We start from the raw sequence: 17,575 nt of genomic DNA, 5'->3' as shown, positions 1-17,575 counted from the left end.
GGCGGTGGCGCCGTGACAATTCACCCCCTGAAACGTGGAGAAAGAATTCCTGTGAGCCCGACCAATCGCACCGTGGTCGTCACCGGTATCGGCGCAACCACTCCGCTGGGTGGCGACAGCGCTTCGACCTGGGAAGGTCTGCTTGCCGGCCGTTCCGGCGTAAAGCCCCTCGAGGGTGAGCGCTTCGCCGAACTCCCGGTCCGTATCGCCGCCACCGTCGCCGTGGACCCGAGCGAGGTCCTCCCCCGGCCGCTGGCCCGCAAGCTGGACCGCTCGGCCCAGTTCGCGATCATCGCGGCCCGCGAGGCGTGGGCCGACGCCGGTTACACCGCCCCGGCGGGCGAGGACGCGTCCATCGCGCCCGAGCGCCTGGGCACCGTCATCGCCTCCGGCATCGGCGGCGTGACCACCCTGCTCGACCAGTACGACGTACTGAAGGAAAAGGGTGTGCGCCGGGTCTCCCCGCACACCGTCCCCATGCTCATGCCCAACGGCCCGTCGGCCAACGTCGGCCTGGAGGTCAACGCCCGCGCGGGTGTGCACACTCCGGTCAGCGCCTGCGCCTCCGGCGCCGAGGCCATCGGCTACGCCGTCGAGATGATCCGTACCGGCCGTGCCGACGTGGTCGTCGCCGGCGGTACCGAAGCGGCGATCCACCCGCTGCCGATCGCGGCCTTCGCCAACATGATGGCGATGTCCAAGAACAACGAGAACCCGACCACGGCCTCCCGTCCGTACGACAAGGCCCGCGACGGCTTCGTCCTCGGCGAGGGTGCGGGCGTCGTGGTCCTGGAGTCCGCCGAGCACGCCGCCGCGCGCGGCGCCCGGGTCTACTGCGAGGTGCTGGGCCAGGGCCTGTCCGCGGACAGCCACCACATCGCGCAGCCGGAGCCCACCGGCCGCGGTGTCTCGGCCGCCCTGCAGAACCTGCTCGACAACACGGGTCTGGACCCGGCCGAGCTGGTCCACGTGAACGCGCACGCCACGTCCACCCCGCAGGGTGACACGGCCGAGCTGAAGGCCCTGCGCAAGGTGCTGGGCGAGGACCTCGACCACATCGCGATCTCGGCCACGAAGTCGATGACCGGTCACCTCCTGGGTGGCGCGGGCGGCATCGAGACCGTCGCGACGGTGCTGGCGCTGTACCACCGGATCGCGCCGCCGACGATCAACCTCGACGACATCGACGACGACATCGACGCGGACATCGTGCGCGACGAGCCCCGCAAGCTCCCGGCGGAGGGCCCGATCTCGGCGATCAACAACTCCTTCGGCTTCGGCGGCCACAACGTCTCCCTGGCGTTCAGGACCGTCTGAACCGGACGCTGACACGTAGAAGGCCCGCCCGGGTGTCCCGGGCGGGCCTTCGGCGTGTCCGGGGCTCAGACGACCTGGTGGAGCCAGCGCACCGGGGCGCCCTCGCCCGCGTAGCGGAAGGGTTCGAGCTCGTCGTCCCAGGGTTTGCCGAGGAGTTTGGCGATCTCCGCCTCCAGGTCCGTCTCGCCGCGCGCGGACCGGGCGAGGGCGGCGCGCAGCCGGTCCTCGGGGATCAGGATGTCGCCGTGCATGCCGGTGACGGCGTGGAAGATGCCCAGGTGCGGGGTGGAGCTGTAGCGCTCGCCCTCGGCGGTCGGACAGGGTTCCGCGGTCACTTCGAAGCGGAGCAGGTGCCAGCCGCGCAGGGCGGAGGCGAGTTTCGATGCGGTGCCCGCCTCGGCCTGCCAGGAGAACTCGGCTCTCCAGGTGCCCGGGGAGGCGGGCTGACGGATCCAGTCGAGGTTCACCCGCACCCCGAGCACCCCCGCAACAGCCCATTCCACGTGCGGGCAGAGCGCGCGCGGTGCGGAGTGCACGTACAGGACTCCACGTGTCGTCACCGGGACCTCCAGTGTGGGACGAGGTCGGGAATAAACTCCAGAAAACGGACAGTATGTGACGTGATGTAATGTAACGGAAATTATTTGACATTGCGTTGCGGGACTTGCGGCCGAAACGCCACGGGAAAAAGCTACCGTGCGCCGGGGGTCATGGTGTGACGTACGGTCGCTCCGAGGCCCGTAAACACAGAGCATTCACTCAGCAGGACGCCCCCGAACGATGTGGGGACGACGAGGAGGGACCTTCCGCATGCGCACCACCGCCCCACGCCGCCGCGCGCGTCGGACCTCTGCGGGTGCGGGCGCGGGCGCGACGGCCGCCCTGCTGCTCCTGGCGGCGGGTGCGCTGACCGGGTGTTCGGCGGACGGGGCGCAGACCGGGGGCGAACGCGGTGCGCAGGCGGCCCCGCGGTGGAACACCGCACCGGCGTCGGTCGCCGCCGTGGGCGACTCCATCACGCGCGGTTTCGACGCCTGTTCGGTGCTGGCCGACTGTCCGGAGGCCTCCTGGGCCACCGGTGAGGACCCCGAGGTGCGTTCGCTGGCCGCCCGGCTGCTCGGTGAGGCCGAGGTGCCCGCGCGCAGCTGGAACTACGCGGTGACCGGCTCCCGGATGGCGGACCTGCCGGGCCAGCTCGCCTCGGCCGCCGCGCACAAGCCGGGCCTGGTCACGGTGATGGTGGGCTCGAACGACGCCTGCCGGCCCTCGGCTTCGTCGATGACTTCGGTGGCCGCCTTCCGCTCCGGCTTCGAGAAGGCGCTGGCCGGCCTGCGGGCGGCCTCGCCGGCCTCTCAGGTGTACGTCTCCAGCGTCCCGGACCTCCAGCGGCTGTGGGAGCAGGGCAAGGACGACCCGATGGTGCGCCAGGTGTGGAAGCTGGGCATCTGTCAGTCGATGCTCGCCGATCCGACCTCGGCGGCCGCCGGTGCGACGGCCCGGCGGGAGCAGGTGCGGGCGCGCGTGGTCGAGTACAACGAGGCGCTGCGCGAGGTCTGCGCGAAGGACGAGCTGTGCCGCTACGACGGCGGCGCGGTGTTCCAGTACCCCTTCTCGGCGGAGCAGTTGAGCCGCTGGGACTGGTTCCATCCGGGCAAGGGCGGACAGGCGCGGCTCGCGGAACTGGCGCACCGACAGGTGACCTCCGCCGAGCCTCCGCGTTGACGCGGTGAACGGAACGGACCGGGGGCGGGTGTCAGGGCCCGCCCCCGGTCCGGCTTGTGGATCACCTCCGTGCGGGGTGATTTCCGGCCATTACAGGTCGAGGGCCGCCGTCAGCCGCGTGTCGCCGTGCGAGCGGCCCGCGCGGACCTCGTAGCTGCCGCCGATCCGCTGCCAGGCGTGCGAGGCCTCGTCCCAGATCTCGAAGGCGCGCTCCGGCAGGGCGATCTCCACCTCGACGCTCTCGCCGGGTGCCGCGGTCACGCTCGCGAAGCCCGCGAGCCAGCTCGCCGGACGCAGGGCGGTGTCCGCGAGGGGCGCCAGGTAGACCTGTACGGTCTCGCGGCCCGGCCGGGTGCCGGTGTTGGTGACGCGGACCGTCGCCCGCGTGGGGGTGGCCTCCAGGGACTCGTAGGCCCAGTCCGTGTAGCCGAGGCCGTGCCCGAAGGGGAAGGCCGGGGCGATCCCGTGCTTCTCGTAGGCCCGGTAGCCGATGAAGAGCCCCTCGGTGTACTCCAGGCGCCCCTCGGTGGGGGTGACTTCGGTGACCGGCGCGTCGGCGAACTCGGCGGGCCAGGTCGTGGGCAGCCGCCCGCCCGGCTCGGCCTCGCCGAGGAGTACGTCGGCCAGCGCGGCCCCGCCCTCCTGCCCGGGGAACCAGGTCAGCAGGACGGCGGCCACCTCCTCGCGCCACGGGAGTTCCACCGGGGAGCCGGCGTTGACGACGACCACGGTGTTCGGGTTGACCGCGGCGACGGCGCGCACCAGGTCGTTCTGGCGGCCCGGGAGGGTGAGGTCCTTGCGGTCGAAGCCCTCGGACTCCACCCGTTCGGTGGTGGCGACGACCACGACGGCGGTGTCGGCGGCGCGGGCCGCCTCCACGGCCTCGGCGATGAGCTCGTCGGCGGAGCGCTGCGGGCCGAGGTGGAGGAAGGAGAACATGATGGCCTTGAGCGGCAGGGCCGTCGTGTCGGGGACCTGGTAGGTCAGCGAGACCTCGACGGCTTCGCCCTCGGTGAGGGTGAGGCGGGCCCGCTCGTTGGGGGCTCCGAAGAAGGCCTCGAAGGGGTCGGCCTCGCTGCCCATCTGCTGGACGCCGTGCCAGCGGACCTCCCCGCCGACGGCGAGGCTGAAGGCGCCGAGTCCGCGGGTGCCGAAGGCGTGCTCGCCGCTCTCGCGCGGGACGAACGTACCGACGACCTCGATGCTCGCCATCGTCTCGTACGTGACGCCCTCGGGCAGGTCGTCGCCGATCCACTGGAGCTGCCCGGTGGGCAGGGAGCCCGTGCCGAGGACGGCCCCGGAGGCGTCGCGGCAGATCGCGCGCAGCTCGAAGCCCTTGTCGGCGGGGGTCAGTTCGTCGCTGGGGTCGGCGCCGACGGTGAAGGTCAGCGCCCCGTCGGGCAGGGCCTCGGTGAGCCCGTCCAGCGGGGAGACGATCCGCTCGGGGAAGACGGTGGCGGAGCCGCCGCCGAGGACGCGGGCGTCGCGGGCGGCGGCGCCGATGAGGGCGACGGTGCGGCCGGCGGACGCGTCGAGCGGGAGCACCGGCCCCTCGCCGGAGAGGGCCTCGTTGCGGACGAGGACGAAGCCGCGGGCGGCCAGCTCGCGGGCCAGCGCCTGGCCGTCGACGGGGGCGGGGGCCTCGCCGACCACGGCGGGGGCGCCCTCCAGGATGCCGACGCGGGCGGCGAGGCGCAGGACGTTGCGGACGGCGTCGTCGACGGCGGACTCGGGGACCTCGCCCGAGCGGACGGCTTCGGCGAGCGGGGTGCCGTAGACGCTGACGGGGCCGGGCATGACCACGTCGAGGCCGCCGAGGATGTCGCCGGTGGTGGAGCGGGCGGCCATCCAGTCGGAGACGTTGGCTCCGTCGAAGCCCCATTCGGCCCGCAGGACCTCGTTGACGAGGTGGGTGTTCTCGCTCATGAACACGCCGTTGACCCGGTTGTAGGCGGTCATGATGCCCCACGGGTGGGCGTTGGCGACGATGGCCTCGAAGGGGGCCAGGTACAGCTCGCGCAGCGGGCGCGGGGCGATGACGCTGTCGACGGTGAACCGCTCGGTCTCGGCGTCGTTGCCCACGAAGTGCTTGACGGTGGTGCCGACGCCGCCGTCCTGGACGCCGTTCACGTAGCCGCTGCCGACGGCGCCGGTGAGGTACGGGTCCTCGGAGTAGCACTCGAAGTGCCGGCCGCCGAGCGGGGAGCGGTGCAGGTTGACGGTGGGCGCGAGCAGGACGTGGACGCCCTTGCGGCGGGCCTCCTGGGCGAGGAGGCGGCCGGCCCGGCGGGCCAGCTCGGGGTCCCACGCGGCGGCGAGCGCGGTCGGGGAGGGCAGGGCGATCGACGGGTCGTCGGCGGTCCAGCGCACCCCGCGCACCCCGATGGGGCCGTCGGAGAAGACCAGGGACTTCAGCCCGATCTCGGGGACGGCGGGCAGGGACCACATGTCCTGGCCGGCCAGCAGCCGGGTCTTGGTGTCGAGGTCCAGCTTGCCCAGGGCCGTCTCCACGGCGTCGTTGCGGACCTGATCGGCATCGGTCACGGCCATGCCTCCTCGTTGGGTGCGGGTGCGCGGTGCGGCGCGGTGACCCCATGGTGGACCCGTTCCCTGTAGAGCGGTAGGGTTCGTAATCTGTTCGTGATATTCCGGATGCTGATGCGGTCATGCCGTACGGTCCTGCTGGCAGGTGTGGAACGGAAGGGGTGGCGGGGCGATGGTCAGGGCCAGAAGCGAGGAACGGCGCGTGGAGATCGTCCGCGCCGCCCTCGAGGTGATCGCCGAGCGCGGCTACCGCGGCGCGGCCCTGGGCACGGTCGCCGAGCGCGTGGGCCTGACCCAGCAGGGGCTGCTGCACTACTTCCCGACCAAGGAGGCCCTGCTGGTCGCGGTGCTGGAGGAGCGCGACCGCTGGGACACCGGCGGCGGCGCCCGCGCGCTGGCCGACGCCTGGCGCCCGGACCTGCTGGCCTCGCTGGTGGAGTACAACGCCATGCGCCCGGGCATCGTGCAGACCTTCTCGGCGCTGCTCGGCGAGAGCGTCACCGACGGCCACCCGGCGCGGGAGTTCTTCGCCGAGCGGTACGCGCAGGTGCGCTCGGCAATGGCGGACGTGCTCCGCGCGGAGTACGGCGACCGGCTCCCCTCGGGCCTCACCCCCGAGCAGGCGGCCCCGCTGCTGGCCGCCGTGATGGACGGCCTCCAGTACCAGTGGCTGCTGGCCCCCGAATCCGTGGACATGCCGGGCACCTTCCGGGCCTTCCTGGACCTGATCCAGGGGCCCCGGGCCTGACTCCGGGCCGGCGCCGGGCCCGGCCGCGGGGCTGGCATGCTGGGCCGGGTGAAGATCGCTGCCGCGCAGCTGAGCTGCGCCCCCGCCGACGTGTCCGCCAACGCCGTACGGGCGGCCGCGCTCGCCGTGCGGGCCCGTCAGGAGGGCGCCGGGCTGGTGGTGTTCCCCGAGTTCACCCTGACCGGCTACGAGCTGGCCGCCCTCGCCGCCGACCCCGGTCTGTGGCTGGCCGATGCCGAGGATCCCCGGCTGGACCCCGTCCGCTCCACCGGGATCGCCACCGCCGTCAACGTCGCGCTGCGCACGGACGGCCCCCGGCCCCTCATCGCGACCCTGGTCCACGACGCGGACGGCGCGCACGTGACCACGTACGCCAAGCAGCACCTGTTCCGCCACGAGCAGGAGGTCTTCGCCGCGGGGACGGTCCCGGGCCGCTTCGAGCTCGGCGGGATCCGCTTCTCCCTGGGGATCTGCTTCGACAACCACTTCGCGGACGTCCCCGCCGCGGGCGCCGAGGCCGGCTGCCGGGTCCACCTGGCGAGCTCGCTCTACGGCACGGGCGACGGCGTCGCCGAGCGGGCGGCGGTCCACCCGGGGATCGCCCGGGACTTCGGGATGTACGTGGCCCTCGCCAACCACGTCGGACCGGCCGGACCGTGGACGGGCTGCGGGGGCGCGGCCGTATGGGCGCCGGACGGGACCCTGCTGGCCGAGGCGGACGCGCACACGCCGTCGGTCGCCGTCGCGGACGTGCCGGCGGAGGTACCCGCGGAGGTGCCGGCGGGAAGCCGGGACGGGGGCCGCTGACGACCGCGGCCCCGGCCTGACGGGGCGTCCGAGGACGCACCCGCCGGGCCGGGGCCGACAGTTCAGCGGACGGGGCGGTTCAGCGGACCTGGGTCACCCGTGGCTGGCGGTGGGCTTCCACGCCCGGCTCCGGAAGGGATCCGGAAAGGTCCAGCGGGCCCTGCGCCCCGCCGGCTCCGGGCACGGCGCCGGGCGGTGGGAGTACGGGCGTCCCGTCGGCCACGCGGTCCCGCATCAGTCCGGGCACCACGAGGGCGAACGCCGCCACCGTGTAGGCGCCGGTCCAGAACACCCAGCCGCCGGGCGGGGCCCAGTGCGCGGCGTACGGGATCACGGGGCCGCTGATCCCGACGGCGAAGCGCCGCAGGGTCCAGTAGAACGCCGCCGCGTTGCCCAGGGCGAGCAGGGGCAGGGAGTAGCCGACCAGCCTGCGCAGGGGGAAGCCCTTCTCCGGCATCCGGCGCGCGAGGATCAGCACGGCCATCAGCGGCAGGCCGACGGCGAACGGCAGCAGGTAGCGGCCCTGCCAGACCAGGCCGATCTTCGACGCCTGCGAGGTCTGTCCGACCACCGGCACGATCACGACGGCCATCAGCATGCCGATCAGCGCCACCGTTTCGCGCTTGCGGCCGTACATCAGCCCCAGCACGGTGACCACGGCGATCACGCCGAGCCAGACGTACCAGGTCACGAGCGGCGCCGGGGTGTCCAGCCAGCCGAAGTAGCCGAGCATCTGCTGGATGTACATCTCGCTGGCCCCGAGGGTGCGGCGGGCCGCTTCCGTCGTGGTGAGGTACTTGGGGATCTTTATGACCGAGTTGTCGGGGTGCGCGGCCGCCCACGCGAGCGCCCCGACCGTGGCGAGGCCGAGCAGCCCCGTCCAGAGCCACATCGCCTTGCGGCGGAGCACCGAGCGCAGCACGCCGCGCTCGGCCAGCAGCAGGCCGAAGCAGACCGCGCCGGCGAACCAGATCAGTCCGAGCGGCCGGATGTTGATCAGCACCAGACCGCCGATGCCGACCCGGGCCAGCCTGCGGTTCAGCAGGTGCGGATCGGGCGACATGAGGATCGACAGCAGGCCCGTCCACACCAGGATGCCGGCGGCGATCTCACCGCCGCTGGGGTTGACCATGCCGGCCATGAACAGGGCCATGGGCGTGGCCGCCGTGAAGACGCCGAGCAGGGCCAGCGAGCGTCCGCGCCGCCATTCGGAGGCCGTCACCACGGCACTGGCCAGCAGCAGCGAGCAGAACAGCGCCGACATCAGGCGCATGAGGTAGAGCCCCTTGGTGCCCTCCACGAGCAGGCTCGGCCAGCCGGTCATCAGGTAGTACGCCGGGTGGTAGCGACCGGCGGCGGTGGGGACCTCGACGATGGTGTCCGAGGTCCCGATGGCGGGCGCGCAGGAGGCAGGGGTGCCCGCGTGCCACGAGTAGCACTCGTGGTGCTTGGGGAGGTCCGAGTACCACTCCGGGAGCTGCACGCCGGTCTCGGAGAAGTCGCCCTTGATGCCCGCGACGATGTGCGGAACCATCACCTCGGAGCCGTTGATCTGCCCCCGGGCCACCGCCGCCGCCCGGATGAAGTGGGCGTGCTCGTCGGGCGAGGCGCCCAGCGGCGTCGCGGCCGACCAGCTGGCCGCGATGGTGAAGAAGAGGACGAAGCTGACGGCCCAGAGCCTCTTGGGGGTCCGGGCCGACCAGTCGGCCAGCCGCGTCAATGCGGAGATCATGTCGTCCTCGTGATCATCTGATGTATGTCAGCCAAGTCTGATCGCCGTCCTTGGAGCACTTGTGCTCGGGGGCGAATTGGGGGCACTTTCCGTTCATCTGCCGAATCGTGTGCGACACGTAGGGCAGGATCCGGTAGGTCCCGTCCTGGGCCGGCATGTACCGGTCGGCCATCGAGGACGACACCGTTCCGAGCAGGAGCAGCAGGGCGCACAGGGTTCCGATGACGGCCCCCTCCCGGCCCGGCAAGCCCCGACCCCGTACGGCCGTGGCGTCACCATTGTCCAATGTGCGCCGTTCGGCCAGCCGCTGCGACACCAGGTGGGCGACGAGTGCGGCGAGGATCAGCCCGCAGTAGAGCAGCTGGTTGTTGGTGCGCGTGTAGAGCTGGACGGTCTGCGTCTCGTACATGTGCGAGGCGATGTACATGCGCATCAGCCAGGCGGAGACGAACATCGCGGTGATGGTGACCACCATCGGCTTGCGCAGGCCCAGCCAGATGGCGACGCCGAGGCATATGAAGGTCACCAGGGCGAACAGGCCGACCCCGCCGAACTCGCCGGGCGGCGGCCAGTCGCCGACCTTGCCCGGCATGTCCGTGCGCCACATCAGGTAGTAGGCCGGGTCGGTGAAGGTGTCGAAGCGGAAGTTGAAGTCCTTGGTCTCCTGGCCCTCGGTCAGCATGACCACCAGGTATTTCCCGGCCACCGCCATGAAGGCCGCCAGGGTGACGCCCAGGAACGCGGCGCCCTTGGCCCGGCCGGTCTTCCAGGGGAAGTACAGGGCCGCGGCGAAGAAGACGCCGGCCGCGCTCCACAGGAACCAGCCGGAGTACGTGAGGAAGAGCACACCGATGAGCGCGCCGAAACCGGCGGCCTTGAGCAGCAGCGGCCGCCAGTTCTCGGTGCCGCTGCGGCGCAGCGCCACCACCAGGGCCACCAGGACCGGGACCAGCACCACGAGGACCGTCTGGGCGTACGGCTTGTACGCGTCGATCAGCGCGAAGGCCGGTACGACGCCGAAGGCCAGCGCCCGCAGCGGGCTCAGCAGCAGCCGCCAGGCGAAGTAGACGAACGGCCCGAAGAAGGCGGCCCCGAGGATCTGGAGGTCCTTGAAGGCGTAGGCGGTGTTGCCGCCGTGGAACCACTCCGCGTAGTACCCGAGGGTGTAGAGCGGTGCGGGCGGGTAGACCGGGGACCCGGAGGGCTGCCCGTTGGCGACCGCGTGGGCCCACTCGACGATCCGGCCGCTGTCGCCGTTGAGGCCGAACATCGGCCACGGCGTGCCGTGGAGCGCGACCACCGCTCCCGCCGCGACGAACCCGCTGGCCAGGCCGGCGAGGGCGGCCGCGGAGATCCGGGTGGTCAGATCGAAGTGGCGGCCACCGCGCAGCCGCATCGCGAGCACGACGGCGGCGATGAAGAGCAGACCGATCAGGGCGAACCGGAACTGGATCGCGGCCAGGCCGCTGACCTGAGCGATGCGGTCCAGCGGATCGAGCTTGAAGCCCACCGCCATCATCGGGAGCACGAGCGCCCCGCCGAAGGCCGCGACGGCTTCCAGGAGCAACAGGGAGCCCCGGGAGCGGAGCACTCCACGTGCGGGACCCGAAACGGGCCGGGCGCGCGTGGCAGGCCCGCTCGCGGGACCCGAGCGCACAGGCTCCAGCCCCTCGGTACTGACTCTCACGTGAAAGATGTCCCTACTGCTGGTCGGTGCACAGCGCTGTGGCCGGTCGTCTCTCAGCAAGGCACTGTCGGGCTCGGACCCCGAACGACCGATGCTCCGGACAGGGGCGCGGGCTCTAGGACGGTGGGGGACAGCTTTGAATCTTGCCGCTTGTCATCCTATCGGGTGGCGCAGGAGCGCCGCGGAGTCCCGGGAGATGCCGCAGACCCCCGGGCAGGGTCGCGTACGGGAGGACAGGGCTCCGGAAACCGTACGGAAACAGGGCCCGGAGCGGCCGGAGAAGGGCCCGCCAGGGCCCTGGGCGAGGCCCTGGACCGCCCGGCCGCCCCACCCCCGTGGGCGGGGACCGACCCCGTCGCGACAGTGCGCCAGAAGACCCGTCACCCCTCCCCCACACCCCACCTGACCTGGGCTTTCCTCTTGATCACCGATAAAATCGGGGACAGCTGAAAGGGGTTCTGATGGACCGGAACATACGCAGTGTCGACGACGTGCTCGCCCTCATGGACGGCCTCTTCGCACCGGAGGCCGACCGCTGGACCGCCGGCGGCTCCGCCTGGTGGGACGGCTTCTACGCGGACCGCGAGCGGCCGGTGCCGTTCTTCGCGGCGAAGCCCGACGAGAACCTCGTCTCCTGCCTCGACCGCGGACTGGTCCCCGCGGGCGGCCGCGCCCTGGACCTCGGCTGCGGCCCCGGCCGCAACGCCCTGCACCTGGCCGCCCGGGGCTTCGAGGTGGACGCCGTCGACCTTTCTCCGACGGCCCTGGCCTGGGCCGGGGAGCGCGCCCGCGCCGCGGGGGCCCGGGTCCGCTTCCACCAGGGCGACGCCTTCGGCGCGGCCGGCGCCGGGCTGGTGGGCCCGTACGACCTGATCTACGACTCGGGCTGCTTCCACCACCTGCCGCCGCACCGCCGGGTCAGCTACCTGGACCTGCTGGACCGGCTGCTGGCCCCCGGCGGCCGCTTCGCCCTGACCTGCTTCGCCTCGGGCGCGATGGGGTCCGAGCTGTCCGACGCGGAGTTCTACGGCCGGGCCCGCCTCGAAGGCGGGCTCGCGTACACGCCGGAGGCACTGCGCCGGATCTTCGACGGCCTCACCGAGGTGGAGCTGCGCCGGATGAACGACGAGCCCGAATCCTCCGGCTCCTTCGGCGAGGCCTTCCTCTGGACGGCGCTGTTCCGCCGCCCGGAGTGAGGGCCCGGCCCCTTCCTCACATCGGGACCGGCTGGGCGGCGTCGCCGAGCAGGTGCTTCGTGCCCCACGCCCCGAGGGCCTCCAGGGCACCGTTCAGCTCGCGGCCGAGCGGGGTCAGCGAGTACTCCACGCGCGGCGGGACCTCCTCGTAGACCTCGCGGTGGACGATGCCGTCCGTCTCCAGTTCGCGCAGCTGGGCCGCGAGCACCTTCTCCGAGACCCCCGGGACCAGGCGGCGCAGTTCGCCGAAGCGGCGCGGGCGCTGCTCCAGCTCCCACAGGACCGACACCTTCCACTTGCCGTCGATCACGGACATCGCCGCGGCGATCCCGCAGTGATCCGCGCCCGGCCGCTGAGTCAATGCCATCGCGCACCCCTCCCCACCTGTTCGCTCACCTCGGGGTAACCACCCACTCCGAAGTGCGTACTTGAGCACCTGACGGCCCTGAACCAGGCTAAACGGCATGACCGACACCAGCACGAAGACCAGCACGAAGACCCCGATCACCCTCCTCGGACTCGGTGCGATGGGCACCGCCCTGGCCCGCACCTGGCTCGCCGCCGGGCACCCCCTCACCGTCTGGAACCGCACCCCCGCCAAGGCCGGGGCCCTCGCGGCCGAAGGCGCCGTCGTCGCCGCGAGCCCCGCCGAGGCGGTGGCCGCGAACGGCCTGATCGTGGTCTGCCTGCTGGACCACGCCAGCGTGGGCTCGGCCCTGGAGGGCCTGGACCTCACCGGCAAGGACCTCGTCGACCTGACCACCAGCACGCCCTCCGACGCCCGCGCCCGGTCCGCGTGGGCCCGGGAGCGCGGGGCCCGGTTCCTCGACGGCGGGATCATGGCCACCCCGTCGATGATCGGCGCCCCCGCAGCGGGCGGGTACGTCTTCTACAGCGGCTCCCCCGCCCTGTTCGAGGAGCACCGCAGCGCACTGGAGGTCCCGGCCGGCGCCCGCTTCGTCGGCTCCGACCCCGGGCACGCGGCCCTGCACGACGTGGCCCTGCTGAGCGCCATGACCGGACTCTTCGCCGGGATCTCGCACGCCTACGCGCTGATCGAGGGCGAGGACGTCTCCCCGAAGGACCTGGCTCCGCTGCTGACCGAGTGGCTGGGGGCGATGGGCTTCTTCGCGGGCGCCGCCGCCGAGCGGCTGGTGTCGGGGGACTTCACCACGGGGGTCGAATCGAACCTGGCCATGCAGGTCACGGCGAGCGCCACCTTGCTGCGGACCGCTGCGGAGCAGGGCGTCAGGACCGAGCTGATCAGTCCCTACCTGGACCTGATGCGCGAACGCCTGACGGCGGACCCGGCGGCCCACGCCGGCGAGGACACCGCCGGGGCGATCACCCTGCTCAGGCGCTGAGCCGCTTGCCCGCCGCCTGGCCCTGGCCCTGGCCCTGAGTCTGGCCCTGGCCCTGAGCCTGCCCCTGCCCCTGCCCCTGCTCGTCCTCCTGCTCCGCGTCGTCGCCCACCAGGTCCCGGACCATGAGCGTCGCCCCGGCCACCGCGCCGGGCATCAGGAACACGGCGACGAGCGGTACCAGGAAGGAGAGCACGAGCGGCACCCCGAAGCCGAGCGCCAGCATCCGCCGCCTGCGGAGCAGCGCGAGCTGCTCGGTGAGCTGGACCCGGCGGCGCATCAGGGCGACGGAGGTGAGCTCCTGGGCGAGGAAGAAGCCGGAGACGCAGAAGCCGAGGACCGGGACCACGGTCTGTCCGATCACCGGGACGAAGCCGAGCGCGAAGAGCAGGATGCCGAAGAGCAGCACCCGGCCCAGGATCCGCAGGCTGTCCCGGGCGGAGATCCACAGCTCCTGCGCGAGGGTGAGCCCCGACTCCGGGACCTCGCCGCCCTCGGTGCGGTCGACCTGCTCCGAGAGGGACTCGTAGAACGGCTGGCCCACGAGCAGGGTCACGGCGGTGAAGGTGATCACCGCGAGGAAGAGCCCGAGGCAGAAGACCAGGGCGGTCAGGAAGCCGCGGAAGAGCCCGAGCCACGGGGAGGACCAGTCGTCGGCGAAGGGGGTCGCCCAGGAGGTCAGGTCGTCGGCGCCGTAGCCGAGGCCGATGAGCGCGGCGGCGTACAGCACCAGGGAGACCAGTCCGGGCAGCAGCCCGAAGCCCAGCCACCTGCCGTGGCGCAGTACCCATCGCTGTCCGGCCAGCAGATAGCCGAATCCCCCCGCAAGATCACGCATGCTGCCAGTTTAGGGCGGGTGCCCGGGGCGGAGGACGCCGGGCATGTCGAAGGCCGCACCCCGGTGCCTGGGTGCGGCCTTCGATGTACGGACGTACCGGATGAACCGGAACGCGCCGGTCGAGCGGGTCGGAGATCAGACCGCGAGCTCGACCGTGATGTTGCCGCGGGTCGCCTTGGAGTACGGGCAGACCTGGTGGGCCTTCTCGATGAGGTCCTTGGCGGTGGCGGCGTCCACGTTCGGGATGGAGGCCGAGATCTTGACGATGATGCCGAAGCCGTCGTCGTTCTTGCCGATGCCGACCTCGGCGGTGACCGTGGAGCCGGAGATGTCGGCGTTCTCGTTGCGGGCGACGACGCCGAGCGCACCCTGGAAGCAGGCGCTGTAGCCGGCGGCGAACAGCTGCTCGGGGTTGGTGCCCTCGCCGCTGCCACCGAGCTCCTTCGGCGGGTTCACGACGACGTCGAGGCGACCGTCGTTGGTGGCGACGCGACCGTCACGGCCGTTCTCGGCGGTGGCAACAGCGGTGTACGTGACGTCGGACTGCTGGATGGACATGTAAGGAAATCCTCCTGGTAAATCGCCGGGACTCGCGCCCACGCGTCACGGCGGTGTGCAGTGAGCCTAACCGGTGAAAGAAACGATCATCTTTCCGGTGTTGTCACCGCGCAGCATTCCGAGGAAGGCGTCGGCGGCGTTCTCCACTCCGCGGACGACCGTCTCGTCGGCGACGAGCTGCCCGGAGCGCAGCCAGCCGGCCACGTCCTGGACGAACTGCTGCTGCAGTCCGGCGTGGTCCCCGACCAGGATGCCCTGCAGGCGCAGCCGCTTGCCGATGACGAGGGCGAGGTTGCGCGGGCCGGGCACGGGCTCGGTGGCGTTGTACTGGGCGATGGCCCCGCACAGGGTGGCCCGGCCGTGGACGTTCAGGGAGGAGATGGCGGCTTCCAGGTGGTCCCCGCCGACGTTGTCGAAGTAGACGTCGATGCCCTCGGGGGCGGCGTCCTTGAGCTGCTCGGCGACGGGGCCGCTCTTGTAGTTGAAGGCGGCGTCGAAGCCGTACTTCTCCGTGAGGAGCGTCACCTTCTCGTCGGAGCCGGCGGAGCCGATCACCCGGGAGGCGCCCTTGATCTTCGCGAACTGGCCGACGAGGCTGCCGACCGCTCCGGCGGCGCCGGAGACGAAGACGGAGTCGCCCTCCTTGAAGGAGGCGACCTCGAAGAGCCCGGCGTAGGCCGTCAGGCCCGGCATGCCGAGGACGCCGAGGTAGGCGGAGAGGGGGGCGAGCGAGGCGTCCACCTTGGTGGCGTGCTTGGCGTCCAGCTCCGCGTACTCGCGCCAGCCCAGACCGTGCAGCACGTGGTCGCCGACCGCGAAGCGCTCGTCGGCCGAGGCCACGACCTCGCCGACCGCGCCGCCGTCCATGGGCCGGTCGAGCTGGAAGGGCGGGATGTACGACTTCACGTCGTTCATCCGGCCGCGCATGTACGGGTCCACGGACATGTGGAGGTTGCGCACCAGAATCCGGCCGGCGGCGGGCTCGGCGTTCACCGGTACCTCGCGCAGGGCGAAGTCCTCGGCGACGGGCCAGCCCTGCGGGCGGCGGACGAGGTGCCACTCACGGCTGACGGCGGGGATCTCGGACATGGCGTCACTCCTGGGGAGGGGAAGAAGTGCAAAATGCTTCAGAACGTGAAACAACCATGCGCCTGGATATTTCATGTTGTCAAGTAAATGGGTACGCTGGATCCATGCCCAGCCGTCGCGCAGACCCCCTGACCCTCGAGGTCGTCGAGCTCATCGGCGACGTCGTGACCCGCTACCACCAGGAGTACGAGCACGCGGCCTCCAGCCACCAGCTCACCGGTGCCCAGGCCCGCGTGCTGAACCTGCTCTCCCTGGAGCCCATGCCGATGCGCAAGATCGCGCAGAAGCTGCGGTGCGAGCCGTCGAACATCACCGGCATAGTGGACCGCCTGGAGACCCGCGGGCTGGTCGAGCGCCGCCCCGACCCGGCCGACCGCCGGGTGAAGCTGGCCGCCCCCACCGAGGAGGGGCTGCAGACCGCCGACCGGCTCCGCGAGTCCCTGGACTTCGCCCGGGAGCCCCTGGCCGGGCTCTCCCCGGCCGAGCGCGCGGTCCTGCGGGACCTGCTCAGGCGGATGCTGGGCTGAGCCCCGCGCTCACCAGCACAGCGGGTTCCACCAGTCGTCGCAATCCGGAGTGGGGGACGGAGACGGGGACGGCTTCGGATTGGGCTTCGGCTTCGAATCGGGCTTCTTCGTCACCTGGGGCTTGCCGGAAGTCGCGGGGCCCCTGGAAGCCGATGCGCTCGGAGCAGCGGACGTCGGAGTGCGGGAAGCGCTCCGCGACGGCTCCGGGGAAGCAGAGGCCGAGGTGGACGGCCCGGCGGCGGACGTCTCGGCCCCGCCGGCACCCTGCCCGGTCCCGCCCGGCTTCGTGCCCCCGGCCGTGGCCTTCCCGGAGCCGGTGGCCTGCCCCTTCGTCGAAGCCGTCCCCGTGGGCGCGGCCGGATCCTCCGTCAGGCCCGGCAGCGGAGCCGGCTCCGCGGGGCCCGCGTCGTCGGTCAGCACCACCGTCGCCGCCCGGTCGGTGCGCTCCCCGTCGGTCGCCAGCCGGGCCAGGCCCAGGGTCGCGACGGCGGCGAGCATCAGCCCGAGGCCCACGGTGAGCGCGGTCCGGCGGCGTCGGCGATGCCCGGCGCGGCGGCGGTCGGCCGCGCGGTTCCGGGCCCGGCCCCGGCCGTCCCCCCGTTCCCCGGACAGCACGACGAGGGAGTCGGCGTACACGTCGGCGAGCACGGCCGGGTCGCTTCCGAAGGCGTCGGCGGAGCCCGGGGCGGGCGCGGCGGGCGCGGCGGATATCAGGCGTTCGGCCGGGGTCCCGCATCCGGCGCACGCCAGCGCGCCGTTGAGGTACCTGCGGCAGGCGATGCAATAGTCCATGGCGCCCCGCAGGCTACGCGTCCGCTCACAACGGCCGTGTACCGGGATCGTGAGGATCCTGTGTGGAAGGGTGGGGTTCCATGACGAGGACGCCGGGGACACCGCCCCTCACCCCGGGCCCCTTCGGCCCCACGGGCTTCCAACTGGTACTGCTGCGCCGGATGGCGGACTTCCAGCCCGGCCTCGCCGAGGAGGCCCGGCTGCGGCTCGGCGCCTCCCTCGCCGAGCAGCGGGAGGCCAACAAGCGCTGGCAGGCCATGGTCCGTTCGCCGCGTTCGCGGGGCGCCCTGACCCGCTACCGCTCGGTGCTCGGCCCGCCCGAGGCCGTCTCCTCCCGCACGATCGGCGATCTGACGTGCGAGGCCCTGCTGTGGCCGGTGCCGCTCTGGCCCGGGCTGCGCTTCGAGGTGCTCGCCGCGCCGGACGGGGCGGTCTGGAACGAGTGGCTGGTCCGGGCCCCGGGTGCGCCCGGGCCCGTACTGGAGGAGGCGGAGGACCTGCTGCCCTGGTCGGCGACGGTCGACGAGGTGGCGCGGGCCTTCGCCCCCGTCCGCCCCATGGAGGGCACCGGGCCGAAGACGGGGGGGGGGGGGGGTACCCCCCTTGGGGGGGTTGTTGTGGTGGGGTTTGCGTGCAGACTCCTTCCCTCGGTCTCCT

General features: G+C 72.3%; 17 protein-coding genes. 8 read left to right on the top strand and 9 right to left on the bottom strand.

Annotated elements, in window-relative coordinates; translation table 11 throughout:
• Positions 1-51 precede the first annotated feature (51 nt).
• Positions 52-1,317, top strand: a complete 1,266-nt coding sequence (fabF, locus tag ACFRU2_RS13195) for a beta-ketoacyl-ACP synthase II (RefSeq protein ID WP_382971456.1) — start codon at positions 52-54, stop codon at positions 1,315-1,317.
• Positions 1,318-1,382: 65 nt separating this feature from the next.
• Here fabF and ACFRU2_RS13190 read toward each other — a convergent pair whose 3' ends face one another.
• On the bottom strand, positions 1,383-1,877 hold the full coding sequence (locus ACFRU2_RS13190) for a DUF3145 domain-containing protein (RefSeq protein ID WP_382971455.1): 495 nt from the start codon (positions 1,875-1,877) through the stop codon (positions 1,383-1,385).
• A gap of 250 nt (positions 1,878-2,127) precedes the next feature.
• On the opposite strand from ACFRU2_RS13190, the gene ACFRU2_RS13185 reads away from it, so the two are divergent.
• Entirely contained in the window at positions 2,128-3,039 is a 912-nt protein-coding gene (locus tag ACFRU2_RS13185; protein ID WP_382971453.1) for a GDSL-type esterase/lipase family protein, read from the top strand.
• A gap of 90 nt (positions 3,040-3,129) precedes the next feature.
• On the opposite strand, the gene ACFRU2_RS13180 is transcribed toward ACFRU2_RS13185, so the two are convergent.
• Complete coding sequence (locus ACFRU2_RS13180) at positions 3,130-5,589, bottom strand: beta-glucosidase (RefSeq protein ID WP_382971451.1); 2,460 nt, start codon at positions 5,587-5,589, stop codon at positions 3,130-3,132.
• Between the two features lie 166 nt (positions 5,590-5,755).
• Between ACFRU2_RS13180 and ACFRU2_RS13175 the strand changes: the two genes are divergently transcribed.
• Together ACFRU2_RS13175 and ACFRU2_RS13170 are read left to right on the top strand one after the other, a co-directional pair.
• The gene (locus ACFRU2_RS13175) at positions 5,756-6,331 is read left to right on the top strand and encodes a TetR/AcrR family transcriptional regulator (protein ID WP_382971449.1); all 576 of its coding nucleotides are present in this window, start codon (positions 5,756-5,758) and stop codon (positions 6,329-6,331) included.
• 48 nt (positions 6,332-6,379) lie between these two features.
• Positions 6,380-7,138, top strand: coding sequence for a carbon-nitrogen hydrolase family protein (locus ACFRU2_RS13170; protein WP_382971447.1), 759 nt, complete (start codon positions 6,380-6,382; stop codon positions 7,136-7,138).
• A gap of 79 nt (positions 7,139-7,217) precedes the next feature.
• Here the strand turns inward: ACFRU2_RS13170 and ACFRU2_RS13165 are convergent, their stop codons facing one another.
• The gene (locus ACFRU2_RS13165; protein WP_382971445.1) at positions 7,218-8,870 is read right to left on the bottom strand and encodes a DUF2142 domain-containing protein; all 1,653 of its coding nucleotides are present in this window, start codon (positions 8,868-8,870) and stop codon (positions 7,218-7,220) included.
• A gap of 13 nt (positions 8,871-8,883) precedes the next feature.
• On the bottom strand, positions 8,884-10,461 hold the full coding sequence (locus tag ACFRU2_RS13160) for a hypothetical protein (RefSeq protein WP_382971442.1): 1,578 nt from the start codon (positions 10,459-10,461) through the stop codon (positions 8,884-8,886).
• 557 nt (positions 10,462-11,018) lie between these two features.
• On the opposite strand from ACFRU2_RS13160, the gene ACFRU2_RS13155 reads away from it, so the two are divergent.
• Positions 11,019-11,753 (top strand): class I SAM-dependent methyltransferase, encoded by a 735-nt coding sequence (locus tag ACFRU2_RS13155; protein ID WP_382971439.1) that lies wholly within the window; start codon positions 11,019-11,021, stop codon positions 11,751-11,753.
• Positions 11,754-11,769: 16 nt separating this feature from the next.
• On the opposite strand, the gene ACFRU2_RS13150 is transcribed toward ACFRU2_RS13155, so the two are convergent.
• Positions 11,770-12,120 carry a winged helix-turn-helix transcriptional regulator gene (locus ACFRU2_RS13150; RefSeq protein WP_382971437.1) on the bottom strand — a complete coding sequence of 117 codons (351 nt, stop codon included), beginning with the start codon at positions 12,118-12,120 and terminating at the stop codon, positions 11,770-11,772.
• A gap of 97 nt (positions 12,121-12,217) precedes the next feature.
• Between ACFRU2_RS13150 and ACFRU2_RS13145 the strand changes: the two genes are divergently transcribed.
• Positions 12,218-13,117, top strand: a complete 900-nt coding sequence (locus ACFRU2_RS13145; RefSeq protein ID WP_382971434.1) for an NAD(P)-dependent oxidoreductase — start codon at positions 12,218-12,220, stop codon at positions 13,115-13,117.
• Here ACFRU2_RS13145 and ACFRU2_RS13140 read toward each other — a convergent pair.
• The 3 genes from ACFRU2_RS13140 to ACFRU2_RS13130 form a co-directional block, all read right to left on the bottom strand.
• The gene (locus ACFRU2_RS13140) at positions 13,107-13,952 is read right to left on the bottom strand and encodes an EI24 domain-containing protein (protein WP_382971431.1); all 846 of its coding nucleotides are present in this window, start codon (positions 13,950-13,952) and stop codon (positions 13,107-13,109) included. The genes ACFRU2_RS13145 and ACFRU2_RS13140 overlap by 11 nt on opposite strands.
• A 135-nt stretch (positions 13,953-14,087) precedes the next feature.
• Complete coding sequence (locus ACFRU2_RS13135) at positions 14,088-14,510, bottom strand: organic hydroperoxide resistance protein (protein ID WP_382971428.1); 423 nt, start codon at positions 14,508-14,510, stop codon at positions 14,088-14,090.
• A gap of 66 nt (positions 14,511-14,576) precedes the next feature.
• A complete protein-coding gene (locus ACFRU2_RS13130; protein WP_382971425.1) occupies positions 14,577-15,599 on the bottom strand; it encodes an NADP-dependent oxidoreductase in 1,023 nt (340 codons plus the stop codon).
• 104 nt (positions 15,600-15,703) lie between these two features.
• On the opposite strand from ACFRU2_RS13130, the gene ACFRU2_RS13125 reads away from it, so the two are divergent.
• Entirely contained in the window at positions 15,704-16,126 is a 423-nt protein-coding gene (locus tag ACFRU2_RS13125; RefSeq protein ID WP_250745587.1) for a MarR family winged helix-turn-helix transcriptional regulator, read from the top strand.
• Positions 16,127-16,135: 9 nt separating this feature from the next.
• On the opposite strand, the gene ACFRU2_RS13120 is transcribed toward ACFRU2_RS13125, so the two are convergent.
• Complete coding sequence (locus tag ACFRU2_RS13120) at positions 16,136-16,918, bottom strand: hypothetical protein (RefSeq protein WP_382971422.1); 783 nt, start codon at positions 16,916-16,918, stop codon at positions 16,136-16,138.
• A gap of 80 nt (positions 16,919-16,998) precedes the next feature.
• On the opposite strand from ACFRU2_RS13120, the gene ACFRU2_RS13115 reads away from it, so the two are divergent.
• A partial coding sequence (locus ACFRU2_RS13115) for a hypothetical protein (RefSeq protein WP_382971419.1) occupies positions 16,999-17,575 on the top strand: 577 nt, incomplete at its 3' end.

Source organism: Streptomyces sp. NPDC056883, assembly GCF_042788835.1.
GTDB classification, from domain to species: domain Bacteria; phylum Actinomycetota; class Actinomycetes; order Streptomycetales; family Streptomycetaceae; genus Streptomyces; species Streptomyces stoeckheimensis.
The sequence above is the reverse complement of the archived record's forward strand: the minus strand, read 5'-3'. Positions and strand labels throughout refer to the sequence as shown.